Annotated in this window: 18 protein-coding genes and 1 pseudogene; 9 read left to right on the top strand and 10 right to left on the bottom strand. The window is 68.4% G+C overall.

The window, feature by feature from the left end; translation table 11 throughout:
- Positions 1 to 23: 23 nt before the first annotated feature.
- From AVL48_RS11860 to AVL48_RS11845, 5 genes and pseudogenes are all read right to left on the bottom strand, one after another.
- Positions 24 to 650, bottom strand: coding sequence for a LysE family translocator (locus AVL48_RS11860; protein WP_061982435.1), 627 nt, complete (start codon positions 648 to 650; stop codon positions 24 to 26).
- Positions 647 to 1,213: a GNAT family N-acetyltransferase gene (locus AVL48_RS11855; RefSeq protein WP_061982436.1), complete on the bottom strand. Its 567-nt coding sequence runs from the start codon at positions 1,211 to 1,213 to the stop codon at positions 647 to 649. Before AVL48_RS11855 ends, AVL48_RS11860 begins: the two co-directional genes overlap by 4 nt.
- Before the next feature lie 83 nt (positions 1,214 to 1,296).
- Positions 1,297 to 1,641, bottom strand: a complete 345-nt coding sequence (locus AVL48_RS40825) for a GyrI-like domain-containing protein (protein ID WP_425266129.1) — start codon at positions 1,639 to 1,641, stop codon at positions 1,297 to 1,299.
- 103 nt (positions 1,642 to 1,744) lie between these two features.
- Positions 1,745 to 1,846: pseudogene (locus AVL48_RS40820) on the bottom strand (MerR family transcriptional regulator); the annotation flags it as partial.
- A 93-nt stretch (positions 1,847 to 1,939) separates the two neighbouring features.
- Positions 1,940 to 3,094 (bottom strand): epoxide hydrolase family protein, encoded by a 1,155-nt coding sequence (locus AVL48_RS11845; protein ID WP_061982437.1) that lies wholly within the window; start codon positions 3,092 to 3,094, stop codon positions 1,940 to 1,942.
- 158 nt (positions 3,095 to 3,252) lie between these two features.
- Here AVL48_RS11845 and AVL48_RS11840 point away from each other — a divergent pair, with 158 nt between their 5' ends.
- The 3 genes from AVL48_RS11840 to gcl are packed head-to-tail and all read left to right on the top strand — an operon-like array spanning position 3,253 to position 6,662.
- Entirely contained in the window at positions 3,253 to 4,080 is an 828-nt protein-coding gene (locus AVL48_RS11840) for a hydroxypyruvate isomerase family protein (protein ID WP_061982438.1), read from the top strand.
- Positions 4,077 to 4,964, top strand: coding sequence for a 2-hydroxy-3-oxopropionate reductase (locus AVL48_RS11835; RefSeq protein ID WP_061982439.1), 888 nt, complete (start codon positions 4,077 to 4,079; stop codon positions 4,962 to 4,964). Before AVL48_RS11840 ends, AVL48_RS11835 begins: the two co-directional genes overlap by 4 nt.
- Before the next feature lie 3 nt (positions 4,965 to 4,967).
- Positions 4,968 to 6,662 carry a glyoxylate carboligase gene (gene gcl, locus AVL48_RS11830; RefSeq protein WP_074038256.1) on the top strand — a complete coding sequence of 565 codons (1,695 nt, stop codon included), beginning with the start codon at positions 4,968 to 4,970 and terminating at the stop codon, positions 6,660 to 6,662.
- 67 nt (positions 6,663 to 6,729) lie between these two features.
- On the opposite strand, the gene AVL48_RS11825 is transcribed toward gcl, so the two are convergent.
- Together AVL48_RS11825 and AVL48_RS11820 are read right to left on the bottom strand one after the other, a co-directional pair.
- Entirely contained in the window at positions 6,730 to 7,158 is a 429-nt protein-coding gene (locus AVL48_RS11825) for a pyridoxamine 5'-phosphate oxidase family protein (RefSeq protein WP_061982441.1), read from the bottom strand.
- A 106-nt stretch (positions 7,159 to 7,264) separates the two neighbouring features.
- Entirely contained in the window at positions 7,265 to 8,470 is a 1,206-nt protein-coding gene (locus AVL48_RS11820; protein WP_061982442.1) for a lytic transglycosylase domain-containing protein, read from the bottom strand.
- A gap of 250 nt (positions 8,471 to 8,720) precedes the next feature.
- Between AVL48_RS11820 and AVL48_RS11815 the strand changes: the two genes are divergently transcribed.
- Together AVL48_RS11815 and AVL48_RS11810 are read left to right on the top strand one after the other, a co-directional pair.
- Positions 8,721 to 9,311, top strand: coding sequence for an ArsR/SmtB family transcription factor (locus AVL48_RS11815; RefSeq protein WP_061982443.1), 591 nt, complete (start codon positions 8,721 to 8,723; stop codon positions 9,309 to 9,311).
- Between the two features lie 196 nt (positions 9,312 to 9,507).
- Positions 9,508 to 10,845 (top strand): alpha/beta hydrolase family protein, encoded by a 1,338-nt coding sequence (locus AVL48_RS11810; protein ID WP_143104810.1) that lies wholly within the window; start codon positions 9,508 to 9,510, stop codon positions 10,843 to 10,845.
- 108 nt (positions 10,846 to 10,953) lie between these two features.
- On the opposite strand, the gene AVL48_RS11805 is transcribed toward AVL48_RS11810, so the two are convergent.
- Positions 10,954 to 11,754: a carbon-nitrogen hydrolase family protein gene (locus AVL48_RS11805; RefSeq protein WP_061982444.1), complete on the bottom strand. Its 801-nt coding sequence runs from the start codon at positions 11,752 to 11,754 to the stop codon at positions 10,954 to 10,956.
- Positions 11,755 to 11,856: 102 nt separating this feature from the next.
- On the opposite strand from AVL48_RS11805, the gene AVL48_RS11800 reads away from it, so the two are divergent.
- On the top strand, positions 11,857 to 12,516 hold the full coding sequence (locus AVL48_RS11800) for a GntR family transcriptional regulator (protein ID WP_177242319.1): 660 nt from the start codon (positions 11,857 to 11,859) through the stop codon (positions 12,514 to 12,516).
- A gap of 5 nt (positions 12,517 to 12,521) precedes the next feature.
- Complete coding sequence (locus tag AVL48_RS11795) at positions 12,522 to 12,839, top strand: sporulation protein (RefSeq protein ID WP_061982445.1); 318 nt, start codon at positions 12,522 to 12,524, stop codon at positions 12,837 to 12,839.
- An 11-nt stretch (positions 12,840 to 12,850) separates the two neighbouring features.
- Here AVL48_RS11795 and AVL48_RS11790 read toward each other — a convergent pair whose 3' ends face one another.
- Positions 12,851 to 13,546, bottom strand: coding sequence for a TetR/AcrR family transcriptional regulator (locus AVL48_RS11790; protein WP_061982446.1), 696 nt, complete (start codon positions 13,544 to 13,546; stop codon positions 12,851 to 12,853).
- A gap of 81 nt (positions 13,547 to 13,627) precedes the next feature.
- On the opposite strand from AVL48_RS11790, the gene AVL48_RS11785 reads away from it, so the two are divergent.
- Together AVL48_RS11785 and ligD are read left to right on the top strand one after the other, a co-directional pair.
- Positions 13,628 to 14,752, top strand: a complete 1,125-nt coding sequence (locus AVL48_RS11785) for an FAD-dependent oxidoreductase (protein WP_061982447.1) — start codon at positions 13,628 to 13,630, stop codon at positions 14,750 to 14,752.
- A gap of 42 nt (positions 14,753 to 14,794) precedes the next feature.
- Positions 14,795 to 15,727 (top strand): non-homologous end-joining DNA ligase, encoded by a 933-nt coding sequence (ligD, locus tag AVL48_RS11780; RefSeq protein WP_061982448.1) that lies wholly within the window; start codon positions 14,795 to 14,797, stop codon positions 15,725 to 15,727.
- A gap of 64 nt (positions 15,728 to 15,791) precedes the next feature.
- Here the strand turns inward: ligD and AVL48_RS11775 are convergent, their stop codons facing one another.
- Positions 15,792 to 18,176 (bottom strand): ATP-binding cassette domain-containing protein, encoded by a 2,385-nt coding sequence (locus AVL48_RS11775; RefSeq protein ID WP_061982449.1) that lies wholly within the window; start codon positions 18,174 to 18,176, stop codon positions 15,792 to 15,794.
- Between the last annotated feature and the right edge of the window lie 93 nt (positions 18,177 to 18,269).

Below are 18,269 nucleotides of genomic sequence, written 5' to 3'. Positions count from 1 at the left end.
GGCAGTGATGGTGATGGGCACCTTCAGCTCTGGACGGCGACCCTGATCCCGAGCCCGACGAGCAAGGTGCCCATCACCGCGTCCATCGCGCGCCGCACCCGGCCGGTGGAGAAGAACTTCCGCAGCGAACCGACCAGTGTCGCCAGGACGAAGGTCCACACGACGGCCACCGCGGTGGCCAGCATCGCCAGCTGCAGGGTCTGCGCTGTCGAGGCCGTGTGCGGAAGGAACTGGGGGAGCAGGGCGAGGAAGAACACCGCGACCTTCGGGTTGAGCAGATTGGTGAGCAGCCCGTGCCGGAACGCCGCCCTTGGCGCGACGACCGGCGTCACCTTGTCCTTGAGTTCGCTGTAGTCGCCGCGGCGCACCGCCAGCCAGGCTTTGACGCCGAGGAAGACCAGGTAAGCGGCGCCGATCAGTTTCACCACGGTGAAGGCGATCGCCGACGCGGTGAGAATCGCCGCGACACCGAGCGCGATCGCGACCACCCAGACGAAGACGCCGAGCGCGATCCCGAGTCCGGCGGCGATCCCGGCCTTGCGCCCGCCGAGGATCGCGCTGCGGGTCACCACCAGGAAATCCGGACCGGGCGCCATAGCGCCGAGCAGGCAGACCAAGACGAACGAGAGTGCGGTGGCCCCGGAGATCATTCGCCGATGCTATCCGGCCGGTCGATGTCCCGGACCATCACGGCGCCAGGGACGTCGACGCCGTCGGGCGTCGTCACCGTCACCCGCTCGACCTCGGTGAAGCCGAACGCGCGGTACAGCGGAACACCGGGCATGGTCGCGGTCAGCGTCAGCGACGTGAACCCTTCGGCTTTCGCCGCGAGGCGGCACGATTCGAGGATCGCGCGCCCGAGCCCCCGCCGGGTCCAGTCACCGCGGACGAACATGGCGCGAACCCGCGCGGGTTCGGTGGCCGGGTCGAGCGGGCGGTCGTCGTCCGCCGCGTCACCGGCGCCGGCGTGCATCTTGTTGCGTCTGCTCCAACCGCCGCAGGCGACGATTTCGCCATCCGCCTCATGCACGAAGTAGGTGCCGTCCTCGATCAACCGCAGGTCGAGGTGCGCGATGTGCTCCGCCGCGCTCGCGGTCTGCCGTTCGTCGTAGAACCGGGGGAACAACTCCAGTACCGAAGCCCTCATCAGCGCCGCGATGGCGGGCGCGTCGGCGAGCGTGGCCGTCCGCTGCGGCGGCGTGTACGTCGTCATGCGCGGAAGATAGCCACACCTTTCTCAGTACATGATGGCCCCCTTCCTTGCGCCTAGCGCAAGGAAGGGGGCCATCATGTACCTCACGCGAGCAAAAGCAGAACCGGGCATTGAGGCGTCAGTCCTTGGCGATCGGCTGCTGCAGCTCGGTGACCCACTTGTCGCCGTTGTCCGGGGCATTCGAGGTAGAACTCCCGCGCCGGCCCGCTCGCGCGGTACCCGTGCGTGTCGACCCACTTCGCCAGCGCCTGGTAGCTGGAGAGCGCGGTCTCCAGCGAACCCCGGTGCAGGATCGTCGCCGCGGACGGCACCTCGGCGAGGTTCACCGTCGAAAACCCTTCCTTTCCGCTCGTTTCGGCCGAGATCGGGACGGCGGCGTGGATCAGCACCTGGTCGCCGTCGGAGTCGTCTTCGTAGTAGGCGATCAACGGTCCCAAGCATCCCGCGCAGCTCGTCCACGCCGATCCGGGTGTCGAGGATCTCCTGCACCTGCGTGAGCGTGAAACCGAGATCCTTGAGCGCGATCACCCGGTTGAGCCGGGCCAGCTGTTCGCCGGTGTAGGACCGGTAGCCGCTGAACGGGTCGACGTGGGCCGGCCGCAGCAGCCCGATGGCGTCGTAGTGACGCAGCATCCGGACCGACACCCGGCCGTGTTTGGCGAAATCTCCGATGCTGAACATGACGCCTCCCACCAGACAACCTGACACGGTGTCACGGTCAAGCGATCAGCGTACGAGCCGGAAGAACGACCGCACCTCCTCGGTGAAAACGCCCGGCTGTTCGAAGGCCGCGAAGTGCCCACCCCGCTCGAGCTCGTTCCAGTACCGGATGTCGGTGAACCGGCGCTCGGCCCAGCGCCGCGACGGACGCGGTGTCTCGCGCGGGAAGATCGAGCATCCGGTCGGAACGGCGATCTTGTCCACAGTGGAGTCGGAGAACCAGCTCGAGACCTCGGCGAAACTCTCCCAGTACAACCGGGCCGACGAGGCGCCGGTGCCGGTCAGCCAGTAGAGCGTGATGTCGTCGAGCATGGCGTCGCGGCTCAGCGCGTTCTCCGGATGGCCGTCACAATCCGTCCAGGCCTGGAACTTTTCGAGGATCCACGCGCACAGCGCCACCGGAGAATCCGCCAGCGCGTAGCCGATCGTCTGCGGCCGGGTCGCCTGCTGGTTCGCGTAGCCGGAACCGTCCACTTTGGCTTGTTCGAGGTCTTCGAGAGACTTCCGCTCGAACTCGGTCAGGTCGTCGAACGTCGCCGGATCCGGTGCCGCCAGCGGCGGGTTGAGGTGGATCCCGACGAGGCGTTCGGGAGCCGTCCGTCCCATCAGCGTGGTGATGCTCGTGCCCCAGTCGCCGCCTTGCGCGCCGAAGCGTTCGTAACCCAGGCCTGTCATGAGGCGGACCCACGCGTCGGCGATGCGCTGGATCGACCAGCCGGTCTCGGCCGGTTTGTCGCTGAAGCCGTAGCCGGGAAGGGACGGGACGACGACGTGGAAGGCGTCGGCCGGATCGCCGCCGTGCGCGACCGGATCGGTGAGCGGACCGACCACGTCGAGGAACTCGAAGACCGAACCCGGCCAGCCGTGCGTGAGGATCAGCGGCAGCGCGCCGGGATGCGGGGAACGGGCGTGCAGGTAGTGGATACCGAGGCCGTCGATCTCGGTCCGGAACTGGGGGATCGCGTTGAGCCGGGACTCCGCGGCACGCCAGTCGTAGGTCTCCGCCCAGTACGCGCAAAGTTCGCGCAGGTAAGCGGCGGGGACCCCTTGCGACCAGTCGTCGACGGTCTCGTTCTCCGGCCAGCGGGTACGGCGGAGCCGATCGCGGAGGTCTTCGAGGTCGGCCTCCGGGACCCGGGCTCGGAATGGCGTCGTGTTCATGGCGGTCGACGATAACGACAGGGTCCGACAATTCGTGGACTTCCACCCCGCGGACCGCTCATCTCGCTCCGGAGCTGCCCGTTGACCGAGGTCAGTTCGGCGAGCTATTCTCGATATACGAAAGAAAGTTTCCGCATAGCGAAATTGCAGAGGTTTCGATGGCTGATCTTGCCGGTTCGCGTCATGCGCTGCCCTACGTGCTGAACCTGTCGATGGTCTTCACCGAGTTGCCGCTCCTGGAGCGCGCGGAGGCGGCGCGGGCGGCGGGATTCACCGCGGTCGAGTACTGGTGGCCGTTCGAGACGCCGGTACCGGGCACCGCCGAGGTCGACGAGTTCGTGGCGTCGGTAGAGAAGGCGGGAGTCGCGGTGACCGGGCTGAACTTCTTCCCCGGTGACATGGCGGGCGGCGATCGCGGCCTGGTCACCTGGACCGGCCGGGAGGAGGAGTTCGCCCACGGCATCGCTTCCGCGATCGAACTCGGCGAGCGGCTCGGCTGCCGCCGGTTCAACGCCCTCTACGGCAACCGTCTCGACGGTGCCGACGCGGCCGAGCAGGACAAGCTCGGCCGGGAGAACCTCGCGCTCGCCTCGGACGCCGCCGCGCGGATCGGTGCGGAGATCGTCCTGGAGCCGTTGTCGGGAGCGGAGAAGTATCCGCTCAAGACCGCGGACGACGTGCTGAAGGTGCTCGACGAACTCGGGCGGGACAACGTGAAGCTGCTGGCCGACCTGTACCACCTGGCGGTCAACGGTGACGACCTCGACACGGTCACGACCGTCCACACCGGACGGATCGGCCATGTGCAGATCGCCGATGCCCCAGGGCGGCACCAGCCGGGGACCGGAACGCTGGACATCGAGGGATACCTGGAAAAGCTGCAGACGGCGGGTTACCGCGGGCAGGTCGGCGTGGAGTACAAGCCCGCCGGGCCGAGCGCGGAATCGCTGTCGTGGCTGCCTTTCGAACGAAGGGGACTGGCATGACCAAGCTGGGTTTCATCGGGCTGGGGATCATGGGCGGGCCGATGGCGGGACATCTCGTCGCGGCCGGGCACGAGGTGAGCGGATTCGACACGAACGCCGACGCGCTCGCGAGGCTGGAAGCGGCGGGCGGCCGGGCCGCGAGCGGGGTGACGGACGCCGTCTCGGGCGCGGAAGTCGTCATCACCATGCTGCCGGACCACCCGCAGGTCGAGGCCGTCGTGCTGGCCGAGGGCGGGGTGCTGGAGTCGGCGAAACCGGGGACCCTCCTGATCGACATGAGCACGATCCGGCCGGAGACCTCCATCGAGGTGGCCGAACGGGCGGGCGAGCGGGAGATCCGAGTGCTGGACGCGCCCGTTTCGGGTGGTCAAGCCGGCGCCGAACAGGCGTCCCTGTCCATTATGGTCGGTGGTGCGGACGAGGACTTCGCGGCCGCGCTGCCGATATTGGAGGCCGTCGGCAAGACGGTCGTCCACGTGGGGCCACACGGTGCCGGTCAGGTCGTCAAAGCGGCCAACCAGCTGGTGGTCGGCGGGACCTACGGGCTGATCGCCGAGGCGATCGTGCTGCTCGAAGCGTCCGGTGTGGACGCCGGGGTGGGGCTGGACGTGCTCGCGGGCGGGCTGGCGGGCAGCCGGATCCTCGAACTCAAGCGGAAATCCATGGTGGCGCGGGACTTCGCGCCGGGTTTCCGGATCGACCTGCACCACAAGGACATGGGTATCGCGCTCGCCGCCGCGAGGCAGGCCGAGGTCGCGCTGCCGCTCACCGGGCTGGTCGCCCAGCTCGTCGCCGCCGGACGGGCGATGGGACACGGCTCGCTCGATCATTCCGCACTGCTGAAGGTCGTCGAAGCGTTGTCCGGCGCGGAAAGCAAGGAGTGAGGAATGCCCAGAATCCCCGCCATGCGGGCCGTCGTCGACGTCCTGATCAGTGAGGGCGTCGACACCGCGTTCGGCTGCCCCGGCGCCGCGATCCTCCCGCTGTACCACGCCATGCAGGGCAGCGGCATCGAGCATTTGATCGTGCGCCACGAAGAGGGCGCTACCCATATGGCCGACGGCTGGGCGAGGACCACCGGCAACGTCGGCGTCGCGATCGGTACCTCAGGCCCGGCCGGGACGAACATGATCACCGGGCTCTACACCGCGCAGGCGGACTCGATCCCGATCCTGTGCGTCACCGGGCAGGCCGATTCTCGCAAGCTGCACACCGAGGCGTTCCAGGCCGTCGACATCGTCGAGATCGCCAAGCCGGTGACCAAATGGGCGGTCCAGGTCAAGGAGGCGGCGCAGCTGCCGTGGGTGTTCCGGGAGGCGTTCCGCGTCGCCCGGTCCGGCCGTCCAGGGCCGGTGCTGATCGATCTCCCGATCGACGTCCAGCGGCAGGAGATCGAATGGGACTCCAGCATCGATTCGCCGCTGCCGGTCACCACGGTCACGCCGTCGCCCGCCAGGGTGGAGCGGGCGCTCGATCTGCTGCTCGCCGCGGACCGGCCGCTGATCCTCGCGGGCGGCGGCGTGGTCCTCGGCGGCGCGAGCGACCGGCTGCGGACCGCGGCCGAACTGCTCGGCGTCCCGGTCGGCGTGACGTTGATGGGCAAGGGTACCTTCCCCGAGGATCACGAGCTGTTCGCCGGGATGGCCGGCATCCAGACGTCGCAGCGGTGGGCGAACGCGGCCTTCCTCGAAGCCGACCTCGTGCTCGCGCTGGGTGCCAGGTTCGGTGACCGGCACACCGGTGAGCTGGAGGTCTATCGCGGCAGCCGTAAATTCATCCACGTCGACATCGAGCCCACGCAGCTGGGCAAGGTGTTCGGTCCGGATCTCGGGATCGTGTCCGACACGGGCGCTTTCCTGGACGCGCTGATCGAGGCGGCGTCGCACCGGTCCCCGGCGCGGGATCGGGCGTGGCCGCGGCGGATCGGTGAACTCAAGAAGAGCCTGCCGCGGCGGGAGGACTTCGACGACACGCCGATCAAGGCGCCGCGGGTGTTCAAGGAGATCAACGAGTTCTACGGCGAGGACGCCTACTTCGTCACCGCGATCGGGCTGTACCAGATCTGGTCCGGGCAGTTCCAGCGCGCGCACAAGCCCCGCCACTACCAGGTGTGCGGGCAGGCCGGCCCACTCGGCTGGGAGATCCCGGCGGCGATCGGGGTCAAGAAGGCGAAGCCGGACGCCGAAGTGGTCGGCGTCGTCGGGGACTACTCGTTCCAGTTCCTGGTCGAGGAGCTGGCGGTGGCCGCGCAGTACGACGTCGGGTTCGTGCTGATCATGCTGAACAACGAGTATCTCGGGCTCATCCGGCAGGCCGAAACCGGCTACGAGATGAACTTCGAGGTCGACATCCACTACGACAAGATCGGCACGGACAACGTGAAGGTCATGGAGGCCTACGGCTGCTCCGGCACCCGAGTGACCGAGCCGGGCGAGATCCGGGCGTCGCTGGAATGGGCGCGCAAGGAGGCCGAGCGGACCTCGCGGCCGGTGCTGGTGGAGATCATGATCGAACGCGAAGGGAACGCCGCGATGGGCAGGGCGCTCGACAGCGTGGTCGAGTTCGAGCCGATCGCGGGATGAGGGCGTGAGATGAACGGGACTTTCCTCGCGAAAAACGAGAGGAAAGTCCCGTTCATCTCATCCGGTGCTACGCCTTGGACTGGTCGTTGCTCAGCCACTTCTCCGGCCGGACCCGGACCAGCACGGACTTGTCGCTGAGCGCGCCGTCGACGTACTTCGCGCCTTCGTCGCCGGGGAGGTAGCGCTGCGCGATCTTCAGCGCCTGCTCCCGCGTCGGGGGCACGTCGTTGGCGACGACCGGACCCTCGACGGTCACGTACTTGTACGGCAGGGTCTCGGTCTGGGCGACCAGGCTGAGCCTGCCCGCCTTCTTGATGGCCTTGTCCTTGACCGAACCGCCGTCCATCCAGATCAGGAGTTCCCCGCCGGGCTCGTAGTCGTACCAGACCGGTACGGCCAGCGGCGCCCGTCCTTCCCGTTCCACCGCCAGGACCCCGATGTGAACCTCGCTCAGGAAGGCTTCCCGTTCTTCGGCGGTCATGACCATCGACGACATCCGTGTCTCACTTCTCTCGGCTTGACGATCTACGAGGGAAGGTAACGCGGCACACGTTCAGGACATTCCGGTCAGTGTGCCGCATTCAGAGGACTAAACGCGGGTGTCACGGAGTCGGCGAAGCGGAGCTGGTGGGGGTCGCGTCGCCGGTGTCGCCCGCCGGGGTGGAGGCAGGCGGCGGCGTGGTCGTGGTGCTCGACGGCGGAGGCGTCGAAGACGGCGGGGTGCTCGAAGGCGGTGTCGAGGAGGGCGGGTTCGACGACGGTGGCGTCGACGAAGGCGGCGTGCTGCTCGGCTTCGACGGTGAGGAGCTGCTCGGCGGCGCGCTGCTGCTCGGCGGCAGCGACGAACCGGGCGGCGTGGACGGCGGCGGTGTGGTCGTGCCAGGCGGGGGAGCACCGGGCAGGGTCGGCACCGGCACCTGGCCGTCGGGCGTGCCGGCGGCGACGTCCTGGGAGTCGGGGGCACCGACGGGGACCTGGCTGTCGGGGAACGTGGCGACACCGCCACGGTAGGTGACCGCCCACCGGATCACAGTGTCCACATAGGACAGCGAGTGGTTGTAGCGGTACACGGCGACGCGCTGGGTCTGCTCGGACGTCAGGTCGACTCCGCCGGAGCAGAGGTACCGGCCCGAACCCAGGGTCGCGTCGTAGATGTTGTTCGGGTTCGACTCGCCGTCGCCGTTGCCGTCGGAGGCGTAGCCCTTCCACGTGGACGGGATGAACTGCGTCGGGCCGACGGCGCGATCCCAGACCGTGTCGCCGTCGTACTTGCCGCCGTCGGTGTCGGAGATCGCGGCGAAGGGGCCGGCGCCGTTGAGCTGCGGACCGAGAATCGGCTCGAGGGTGTTGCCCTTGGCGTCGACATAGCCGCCGCGCGCGTGGTTGGACTCGATCCGGCCGATGCTGGCGATGAGCGCCCAGTCGATGTGACAGCCCGGCAGTTCCTTGGCGAGGATGTCCGCCGCGTTGCGGTAGGCCTTCATCATGCTGGCGGGGATGCCGAGCGCACCCGACGGCGCGAACGAGCCGCCGACGTTGCCGGTGCCGCCGGGGACGATCAGGGGATCCGGGTTGGGCGGCTCGGGGAGACTGCCGTCGACCGCGATCTCCGGGACGGTGCCGGCGGGCGGCCGCCAGGGCGTCACCTGATTCTGCGGCGCGGTTTCCTTCGCCGCCGCGATCGGGGTGTCGGGACCGGCCGACGCGGTGACCGCGGGCAGGACGGCGAGTGCGCCACCGGCGAGCGCGAAGGCCGTCCGGTGCCGGGCGGACAACCTGTCCGGCTGTCGAGGGCGGTGCTTCGGCATGTTCTCTCCCGCTAGGTCGACTCCGGGCAAAACTATCGGATACAACCGAATTTCGGGGAAGACACAACGAAAAACCTGCGAGCCCGCCGGGATTTCGTCCGCCCGGCACAAGACCTTCGTAGTGAAGTTGTCAATTTCACGCTGAGTTCACCGAAACGCCAGCAGAATCCTCGGCCGCTCCGCGCGACTGGTCTGAACCGCGTGCAAAGATGTCTTTGCATAATCTCCTTTGCACGGCTACCTTGGTGTCATGACCGGCCCACCGCCCCCCGAAGAGATCACCGATCCCGCCGTGCTCAAGGCGGTGATGCATCCGTTGCGCAGACGGATCATGGAGTCGTTGGGCCGGGGCCCGGCGACAGCGACGAAGCTGGCGAAGGAACTGGGGGAGAGTTCGGGCGCGACCAGCTATCACCTGCGGGAACTGGCGAAGTACAACTTCGTCGAGGAGGCGCCGGAACTCGCGCACGGCAAGGAGCGCTGGTGGCGAGCCAGGTCGCGGGACATCCGCTGGCCGCGGCACAGCCAGCAGAGCGAAGAGATGCGCGCGGTGTTCGACGAGGTGCAGCGTGCGGCGTTCACCGAGGACCTCGAACAGATGGCGCGTTTCCTCGAACGGCGCGGCGAACTGGGCGAATGGGGTGACGCGCTGGTGTTCTCCCGTGGCGCGGTGCACGTGAACATCGAGGAGCTCAAGCAGTTCTGGGAGGAGTACCTGGAGCTGTTGCGCCGCTACTGGCGGGCGGAGCCCGGCCCGGGCACGCGGAAGGTGTTCGTCCGCTGGACGGCGTTCCCGGATCCGGACGGGGAGGTGCGGGAGGAAGGGCAGAAGGGGAACTGAAGAACCGGTGGGAGAGCGGCCACTCGACCGCCGGGATCGCGTCACCACGCCGGACGGCGTGTCTTCACGAACGACTTCACAGGTAAAGGGGGAGCAGCATGCTGCTCTGGAAGAGAATCGCGGCCGTCGGTACCGCGATGGGCCTGCAGGACATCCTCGCGTCGCCGTCACTCGAGGTGGTCCGGGTGAGCAGGCGATGATCGCCGCGCTGCTCGCGGCCGTCATGGCGGTTTCGTCGCCGGTGCCGGGCGCCGCTCCCACCGGCGACGTCTCGTTCGCCAGTCATGGCGTCACCTTGCGCGGAACGGTGGTGGCGCCGGAAGGCGGCGGTCCGGCACCGGGGATCGTCATGGTGCACGGCTCGGGAGAACACGAGCGGGACGACTACCGCACCGAGGCCGAGGCCTTCGCCAAAGCGGGGATCGCGACGTTGATCTACGACAAGCGCACCGAAGGCTATTCACTGTTCGAGCGGGATTACTCGGTACTGGCCGACGACGCGCTCGCCGCGGTACAGGCGCTGCGTTCGTATCCGGGCGTGGATCCGGCCCGTGTCGGGGTGTGGGGTTTGAGCGAGGGCGGCTGGGTCGCCCCGCTGGCGGCGTCGAAGTCGAAGGACGTCGCTTTCGCGGTCACGGTCGGGGCGAACGGCGTCTCACCCGACCGCCAGCAGTCCTGGGCCTTCGAGACCTACCTGCGCCGAGGCGGGGTCACCGGCTCGATGGTGGACATGGTCGCGTCGACGAACATGCGGACTCTCGCGGGCGCCGGTGTGTTCCCCGAGGCCGGATACGACCCGGTGCCGGTGCTGGAGAAGGTACGGCAACCGGTGCTCGGGTTGTGGGGTGAACTGGACCGGCTCACCCCGCCCGGCGAGGCCGTGCGCATCTTCCGGGAAACGCTGGAGCGAACGGGAAACCGGCAGTACACGCTGAAGGTGTTCCCCCAAGCCCAGCACGGGCTCCGGCGGACGACGGACGGATTCGACAAGCTCGACGGCTTCGTGCCCGGCTACCTCGAGCTCGTCGGGACCTGGGTGAACGGCCTGAAGGACGGACCTGTCCAGCCGTCCGCGGATCCGCCGCCGGTGCAGGCGAGCGAGAGTGCCGCACTGGCGCCACTGGCCTGGTACGAGGCGCCGTGGTCGCAGATCGCGGTGTGGGCGCTGGCGTTGCTGGCGTTCGCGGCCTATCCGGTGACGGCGTTGTTCCGCCGCCGTAAGGAGGTTGTGCCGTTCGCCCGGCCCGCCCGCTGGCTGGCGTCGACCGGTCTGCTCGCCACGGCGGGATTCCTCGTCTACTACATCGCCTTGACGACGGGTGCGGCGATGGCGCCGGGGCCCGTCCTTTTCGGACGGACGCTGCCGTGGCTCGCGTTGCAGCTGATCTCGGTTGGCGTCGTGGTCGCCGGGGTGCTGACCGCGGTTTCGTGGTGGCGGCGCAAGGACAACGGGGGAGTGCGCGTCGGGCTGCTGGTGGGCGGGGCCGTCGTGTTCGTCCCGTGGGCCGTCCACTGGGGACTGCTCGTGCCGTGAGCCGAGAGCCTGGGTGCCGGGCGGCCACCCGGCACCCAGGCGAACGGAAGCCGCGTCACCACGCCCGAGGGCGTGTCTTCACGAACGGACTCCGCCTGGAGAAGATACTCAGGACTTCGGGGTGACGGCGAACCGGCGCAGTCGCAGCGCCGGGTTCTTGGCGCGGACTTCGGAAACACGGTCGGCCGAAAGCTCGGCGGCGGCGGTTCCCGTGCGCTCGCCGACGGAGGCGAGCACGACACCCATCGGGTCGACGATCATGCTGTGCCCCGACCCGGTCGGCGCCGCCTGGCCCGCCGCGACCAGATAAATCGTGTTCTCGATCGCCCGCGCCCGGACCAGTGTGGTCCAGTGGTCCTCCTTGAGCGGGCCGGGCATCCATTCCGCCGGCAGCAGTACCGCGTCCGCGCCCGCGTCGACCAGCCGCCGGGTGACTTCAGGGAAACGCAGGTCATAACAGGTCTGCAGGCCGAAGACGAAGCCGTCGGCCTCGAAGGTCTCCGGCGCTTCGATGTCGCCGGGCCGCACCAGTTCCGACTCGCGGAAACCGAAGGCGTCGTACAGGTGCAGCTTGCGGTAGAGCGCGGCGATCGCCCCGTCGGGACCGGCCGCGACGAGCGTGTTCGAGATCCGGTCACCCTCGGGGAGCGCTTCGTTGATACCCGCGACGACGGTGATCTGCCGGTCCTTCGCGAGGCCGCGCAGCTCGGTGACGAACGGGCCGTCGAGTTCTTCGGCCGAGGTCACGAATTCCCGGCTCATCGTCGGTACGGTGAACAGCGAGTACTCGGGCAGCACGACCACCCGCGCCCCGCGGTCGGCCGCTTCACCGACGAGGGAGGCGACGCGTGCGAGGTTGGCCTGTTTGTCGTTGCCGGGCGCGAACTGCGCCACCGCGACGTGCACCATGGGACCCCTTCGGATAGGTGGAACTCATGTATACATGATGGATACTTGAGTGGTCCAGGTGTAGGCTTCGTCGCGGAAAGTGACGGCTTGGAGGGGGACGAGATGACTGTGACCGCCGAAGGAGGCGGCCCGGCACGCGAGCGGGTCTACACATGGCTGCGCGACGGGATCATCTCGGGTGAGCTGGAAGGCGGCCGCTTCCTCGACGAAATGTGGGTTTCCGGCGAGGTCGGCGTTTCGCGGACCCCGGTGCGCGAGGCGTTCCACCGGCTGGCGGCCGAACGGTTCATCAGTCTGTTGCCGCGCAAGGGCGCCCAGGTGCGCACGGTCACCGCGCGCGAGCTGGAAGAGGTCTACCAGAGCAGGCGGCTGATCGAAGGACACGCGATCGCGGCGCTCTGCGCGAACCGTGCCGGGGCGCCCGCCGAATTGCCGGAACTCATCGAAGCGATGGTGAACGCCGGGAACGAACGCGACTGGTTCGCCGTTTCGGGCTTCGACCGCCGGTTCCACCGCGCCATCGTGAACGCCGCGGGCAACTCCGTCCTGACCGAGCTGTACGACACCCTCCGCTCGCGGCAGCAACGCGTCACGGTCCGCGCGCTGGAGGCCCGCCCGGAGAGGCTGACGGTGATCAACGAAGAGCATCGGGAACTGGTCGCTGCCTTGAACGCCCACGACGCGAAAGAGGCGTCGCGGTTGCTGGAAGAGCATTTGCGCCCGGTGTCCGAGGTCATGTCGGTGCTGCCGCAGGAAGGCTGACCGCGATGGGACTCGAGAAGGTCGCCGGCACCATGCGCGACATCCTCACCGTCCGCCGCGTCTACGGCGAACCGGTGGAGCACGACGGGGTGGTGGTGATTCCCGCCGCGCGCGTCATCGGCGGTGGTGGCGGCGGACACGGCGCCGAGCAGGACAAGGAAGGCGAGGGTGGCGGTTTCATCCTGGCCGCGCGCCCTGTCGGCGCGTACGTGCTCAAGGGCGGCGACGTGCGCTGGGTGCCCGCCGTGGACATCACTTTCCTCGGCGCCGTCTTCGCCGTCACGGTCGCGGCGATCCGCAAGGCCCGGCGCCGGAAAGCTTGACGCCCGGCCGCTCAGGCCCGGTTCGAGGCGGTGATGCCGGTGAGGATGAGATCGACCCCGGTGAGGAACTGCTCCCGGTCGTCGTGCTCACGCACCTGGTCGGCGATGGATTTCATGAACGGGTATTCGCCGGGGTCGAGTTCTTCCCACACTGTCGCCGCGGCGTGGAGGAATTCGGCCCGGTCCACTCCGGGTTCGAGTGCGCGGGCGTTCGCGGCGTTCTGGCCCGCGGCGCCGAAGACGTAGTGCATGAGCGCCGAGGCCGCCGTGAACCAAGTGGCTTCGGGCACGCCCAACGCGGCGACCCGTTGTCCGAAGCTTTCGAAGATCCGCGGGGTCACCGAACCCCAAGGGCTGCCGGAAAGCTGAACGGCGAGTTGCGCGGAAAGCCACGGGTGGTCCGCGATCGCGTCGAACAGGCCGAGTGCGAGGGTGCGGATCTCGTCCTGAGGCGTGTCCGATGGCTCGTCGTGCTCGATGGCCAAGACGTCCGCGATGACGGAGTCGGTCGCGGCGGCGAGTAGTTCCCCTTTGTTGGCCACATGCCAGTAGATCGCTCCCGGGCCGGTGGCGAGGCGTTCGGTCAGTGTCCGGAAGGTCAGCCCGCTCTCGCCTTCCGCGTCGAGCAGTGCGACGGCGGCCTCGACGATGCGCTCCCGGGAGAGCGCCTCCGTGCGCCGCGGTGTCCGGCTTGTCCGTGTGGCCATGCCGTCATCTTGACAGACCTGGAGCGCCGTTCCAATATGGAATGACATTCCACCATGGAACGCCATTCCAGAAGAGGTGTCATGAAGGCGACCGTCACGATCATCGGCGCGGGACTCAGCGGGCTCACCCTGGCCCGTGTCCTGCACGTATACGGCATCCCGGCAGTGGTCTACGAGGCGGAGAATTCGCCGGAGGAACGCGCACAGGGCGGGATGCTCGACATCCACGACTACAACGGACAACTCGCCGTCCAAGCGGCGGGCCTGATGGAGGAGTTCCGCGGCCTCGTGTTGGAGGGCCGCGAGGCGATGCGGATCCTGGCCCCGGACGGGACGGTCCTGTTCGAGCAGGCCGACGACGGGACCGGCGGCCGCCCCGAGGTGCAGCGCGCCGACCTGCGGAGGATGTTGCTCGAGTCCCTCCCGGACGGCACCGTCCGCTGGGGCCACAAGGTCACCGGCGTCCGGCGGCTCGACGAAGGCGGCCACGAGGTGACCTTCGCCGACGGCACCACCGCCGGGGGAGACGTGCTGGTCGGCGCGGACGGCGCCTGGTCGCGAGTACGGCCTTTGCTCACCGGCGCCATACCCGAGTACGCCGGTACGTCGTTCGTCGAGACCTATCTGTACGACGCCGACACCCGGCATCAGGCCGCCGCGAAGGCGGTCGGCGGTGGGGCGCTGATAGCGCCCGCACCGGAGAGGGAGATCCACGCCCACCGGGAAAGCGGTGACACCTTGCACACCTACGTGGTGCTCAACGAGACGCTGGACTGGTTCGCGGACATCGATTTCACCGACCCCGCCGCGACCACCGCGCGGATCGCGCGGGAGTTCGACGGCTGGGCGCCGGAACTCACCGCCCTGCTCACCGAGACCGACACCGCGCCGGTCCATCGTCCGCACTACGCCCTCCCGGCCGGGCTCCGCTGGGACAGGGTGCCGGGGGTGACCCTGGTCGGTGACGCCGCCCACCTCGCCGCTCCCAACGGCGAAGGGGCCAACCTGACGATGCTCGACGGCGCCGAACTGGCCAAGGCGCTCGCCGCGCATCCCGGCGACGTCGAGGCCGCGATCGCCGAGTACGAGGAGGCCATGTTCGTCCGCAGTGCCGAAGTCGACGACGCGACCGCGGTCCTTCGGGAACGCGAGTTCCGCGAGAAACTTCCGCGGAGCCTGGTCGAGATGTTCGTCGGAAGCGAGTGATCCTGATAGGCCGGGTGGCCGGTTTCGGGCTAGTTTCCCCTCATGGCGAAAAGCTCGGCTGTGGAGATCGAGGTCGGCGACCGGACGGTGCGCGTCTCGAACCCGGATCGGGTCTACTTCCCGGCACGGGGTGAGACCAAACTCGATCTCGTCCGGTACTACCTCGCGGTCGGCGACGGGATCGTGCGGGCGTTGCGGGAGCGGCCGTGCATGCTGCACCGGTTCCCGTCCGGGGTCTCGGGGGAGAAGGTCCACCAGAAACGCGTCCCGAACGGGGCCCCGGACTGGCTGCAGACCGTCCGCGTCGACTTCCCCTCCGGAAGGCACGCCTACGAACTGTGCGTCACGCATCCCGCCGACGTGATCTGGGCGGTGCAGATGTCGACCGTCGAGTTCCACCCCTGGAACTCCCGCCGGGCCGACACCGAACGCCCCGATGAGTGGCGGATCGACCTCGACCCGATGCCCGACTGCCCGTTCTCCACCGTGCGGAAGGTCGCGCATACCGTCCGCGAGATTTTGGACGAACTCGGGATCACCGGCTGGCCGAAGACCTCCGGCGGCCACGGCCTGCACGTTTACGTCCGGATCGAACCGAGGTGGGGCTTCCAGGAGGTACGCCGGGCCGCGCACGCCTTCGCGCGCGAGGTCGAGCGCCGCATGCCCGACGAGGTCACCACCACCTGGTGGCGCAAGGATCGCGATCCTTCGAAACTGTTCGTGGACTACAACCAGAACGCCCGCGACCACACCATCGCCAGCGCCTACTCGGTCCGCGGTGTGCCCGAAGCCGTCGTCTCGACGCCGATCGGGTGGCACGAGATCGACGACGTCGAGCCGCGTGAATTCACCATCGCCACCGTGCCCGCGCGCTTCGCCGAACTCGGCGACCTGCACGCGGGCATCGACGACACCGCGTACTCGCTCGACACCCTCCTCGAGTGGGCCGACCGAGACCCGGATCTAGAGGACTAAACGCGGGCGTGGGGCGTGGTCCACCTACGCATTTAGAGGACTAAACGCGGGCGTGAGGCCGGGGTCACTTGCCGACGTAGGCCGCCAGATGCTCGCCGGTGAGGGTCGAACCGGTCGCGACGAGGTCGGCGGGCGTGCCCTCGAAGACGATCTTTCCGCCGTCATGACCGGCGCCGGGGCCGAGGTCGATGATCCAGTCGGCGTGCGCCATGACGGCCTGGTGGTGCTCGATCACGATCACGGACTTGCCGGAGTCGACGAGCCGGTCCAACAGGCCGAGCAGGTTTTCGACGTCGGCAAGGTGCAGGCCGGTGGTGGGCTCGTCGAGGACGTAGACGCCGCCCTTGTCGCCCATGTGCGTCGCGAGCTTCAGCCGCTGCCGCTCGCCGCCGGAAAGCGTGGTGAGCGGCTGGCCGAGGCTGAGGTAGCCGAGCCCGACATCGTTGAGCCTGCCGAGGATGGCGTGCGCGGCCGGGACGCGCCCGTCGCCTTCGCCGAAGAACGCCTCGGCTTCCGACACCGGCATCGCGAGGACCTCGCTGATGTTCTTGCCGCCGAACGTGTACTCCAGTACCGAAGCCTGGAACCGTTTGCCCTCGCACTCTTCGCAGGTGGTCGCGGTGCCCGCCATGATGCCGAGGTCGGTGTAGATGACGCCGGCGCCGTTGCAGTTCGGGCAGGCGCCCTCGGAGTTGGCGCTGAACAGCGCCGGCTTCACACCATTGGCCTTGGCGAACGCCTTCCGGATCGGTTCGAGCAGGCTGGTGTAGGTGGCCGGGTTGCTCCGCCGGGAGCCGCGGATGGGTGTCTGGTCGACGGAAACCACGCCCTCGGCGGCGGGGATCGAGCCGTGGATGAGCGAGCTCTTGCCGGAGCCCGCCACCCCGGTGACGACGCAGAGGACGCCGAGAGGGACGTCGACGTCGACGTTCCGGAGGTTGTGGCGGTCCGCGCCGCGGATCTCCAGTTTGCCGGTGGGCGTGCGGACGCTGTCCTTGAGCGCGGCCCGGTCGTCGAGGTGGCGGCCGGTGATGGTGTCGCTGGCGCGCAAGCCGTCGACGGTGCCCTCGAAGCAGATCGTGCCGCCGGCCGTGCCCGCGCCGGGGCCGAGGTCGACGACATGGTCGGCGATGGCGATCGTCTCCGGCTTGTGCTCGACGACCAGCACCGTGTTGCCCTTGTCGCGCAGCTGCCGCAGCAGGTTGTTCATCCGCTGGATGTCGTGCGGGTGCAGGCCGATGGTCGGCTCGTCGAAGACATAGGTGACGTCGGTCAGGGAAGAGCCGAGGTGGCGGATCATCTTGGTGCGTTGTGCCTCGCCACCCGACAGCGTGCCGGACGGCCGGTCCAGTGAGAGGTAGCCGAGCCCGATCTCCACGAACGAGTCGAGCGTGTGCAGCAGCTTCTCCAGCAGCGGCGCCACCGACGGCTCCTTCAGCCCCCGGACCCACTCGGCGAGGTCGCTGATCTGCATCGAGCAGGCGTCGGCGATGTTGATCCGCTTGATCTTCGACGACCGCGCGGTCTCGCTGAGCCGGGTTCCGTCGCATTCGGGGCAGGTGGTGAAGGTGACCGCCCGGTCGACGAACGCGCGGATATGCGGCTGCATCGCCTCCCGGTCCTTGGCCAGGAACGACTTCTGGATCGAGGGGATGAGCCCCGAATAGGTCAGGTTGATGCCCTCGATCTTGAGCTTGACCGGCTCCTTGTAGAGCAGATCGTTCAGCTGCCGCTTGGTGTACTTCTTGATCGGCTTGTCGGGGTCGAAGAAGCCGCAGCCGCGCAGGATGCGGCCGAACCAGCCCTCCATGGAGTAACCGGGGATCGTGAGCGCGCCTTCGTTGAGGGATTTGTTCTCGTCGTACAGCGCGGTGAGGTCGATGTCGTTGACCGTGCCCCGCCCCTCGCAGCGTGAGCACATGCCGCCGGTGATGCTGAACTCGCGGCGTTCCTTCGTGGTCCGCCCGGCCTTCTCGATGGTCACGGCGCCCGCCCCGCTGATCGAGGCGACGTTGAAGGAGAACGCCTGCGGTGAGCCGATGTGCGGCTTCCCGATCCGGCTGAAGAGGATGCGCAGCATGGCATGGGCGTCGGTGGCGGTGCCGACGGTGGAGCGCGGGTCGGAGCCCATCCGCTGCTGGTCGACGATGATCGCGGTGGTCAGGCCGTCGAGTACGTCGACTTCGGGCCGGGCCAGCGTCGGCATGAAACCCTGCACGAAGGTGCTGTAGGTCTCGTTGATCAGCCGCTGCGACTCGGCCGCGATCGTGTCGAAGACCAGTGAGCTCTTGCCCGAACCGGAAACGCCGGTGAACACCGTCAGCCGTCTCTTCGGCAGCTCGACGGCGACGTCCTTGAGATTGTTCTCGCGCGCGCCCAGTACCCGGATCAGGTCATGGGTGTCGGCGGGGTGCGGCTCGGGCGGCTGCGGCCTGGTGGTCTTGCTCATCGTCTCTCCATCCTGATGTGGGCCGCGTGTACGGTCCGTCAGCCTCACCGGGCTCGATCTAACCAGTTTCGAGCCGTCCGTCCCCTATGTACG

Origin of the sequence: Amycolatopsis regifaucium, assembly GCF_001613935.1 — a bacterium.
Classification (GTDB): Bacteria; Actinomycetota; Actinomycetes; order Mycobacteriales; family Pseudonocardiaceae; genus Amycolatopsis; species Amycolatopsis regifaucium.
Note: the sequence above shows the minus strand (reverse complement) of the source record. Positions and strands in the feature narration are given on the sequence as shown.

Bases quoted from the DNA above. Each gene is read 5' to 3' on its own strand.
- ligD (WP_061982448.1), top strand. From the start codon at position 14,795: ATGGCGAAAAGCTCGGCTGTGGAGATCGAGGTCGGCGACCGGACGGTG.
- AVL48_RS11860 (WP_061982435.1), bottom strand. From the start codon at position 650: ATGATCTCCGGGGCCACCGCACTCTCGTTCGTCTTGGTCTGCCTGCTC.
- AVL48_RS11810 (WP_143104810.1), top strand. From the start codon at position 9,508: ATGATCGCCGCGCTGCTCGCGGCCGTCATGGCGGTTTCGTCGCCGGTG.
- AVL48_RS11845 (WP_061982437.1), bottom strand. From the start codon at position 3,094: ATGAACACGACGCCATTCCGAGCCCGGGTCCCGGAGGCCGACCTCGAA.
- AVL48_RS11795 (WP_061982445.1), top strand. From the start codon at position 12,522: ATGGGACTCGAGAAGGTCGCCGGCACCATGCGCGACATCCTCACCGTC.
- AVL48_RS11815 (WP_061982443.1), top strand. From the start codon at position 8,721: ATGACCGGCCCACCGCCCCCCGAAGAGATCACCGATCCCGCCGTGCTC.
- AVL48_RS11825 (WP_061982441.1), bottom strand. From the start codon at position 7,158: ATGTCGTCGATGGTCATGACCGCCGAAGAACGGGAAGCCTTCCTGAGC.
- AVL48_RS11775 (WP_061982449.1), bottom strand. From the start codon at position 18,176: ATGAGCAAGACCACCAGGCCGCAGCCGCCCGAGCCGCACCCCGCCGAC.
- AVL48_RS11790 (WP_061982446.1), bottom strand. From the start codon at position 13,546: ATGGCCACACGGACAAGCCGGACACCGCGGCGCACGGAGGCGCTCTCC.
- AVL48_RS11800 (WP_177242319.1), top strand. From the start codon at position 11,857: ATGACTGTGACCGCCGAAGGAGGCGGCCCGGCACGCGAGCGGGTCTAC.
- AVL48_RS11855 (WP_061982436.1), bottom strand. From the start codon at position 1,213: ATGACGACGTACACGCCGCCGCAGCGGACGGCCACGCTCGCCGACGCG.
- AVL48_RS11840 (WP_061982438.1), top strand. From the start codon at position 3,253: ATGGCTGATCTTGCCGGTTCGCGTCATGCGCTGCCCTACGTGCTGAAC.
- AVL48_RS11805 (WP_061982444.1), bottom strand. From the start codon at position 11,754: ATGGTGCACGTCGCGGTGGCGCAGTTCGCGCCCGGCAACGACAAACAG.
- AVL48_RS11820 (WP_061982442.1), bottom strand. From the start codon at position 8,470: ATGCCGAAGCACCGCCCTCGACAGCCGGACAGGTTGTCCGCCCGGCAC.
- gcl (WP_074038256.1), top strand. From the start codon at position 4,968: ATGCCCAGAATCCCCGCCATGCGGGCCGTCGTCGACGTCCTGATCAGT.
- AVL48_RS11835 (WP_061982439.1), top strand. From the start codon at position 4,077: ATGACCAAGCTGGGTTTCATCGGGCTGGGGATCATGGGCGGGCCGATG.
- AVL48_RS11785 (WP_061982447.1), top strand. From the start codon at position 13,628: ATGAAGGCGACCGTCACGATCATCGGCGCGGGACTCAGCGGGCTCACC.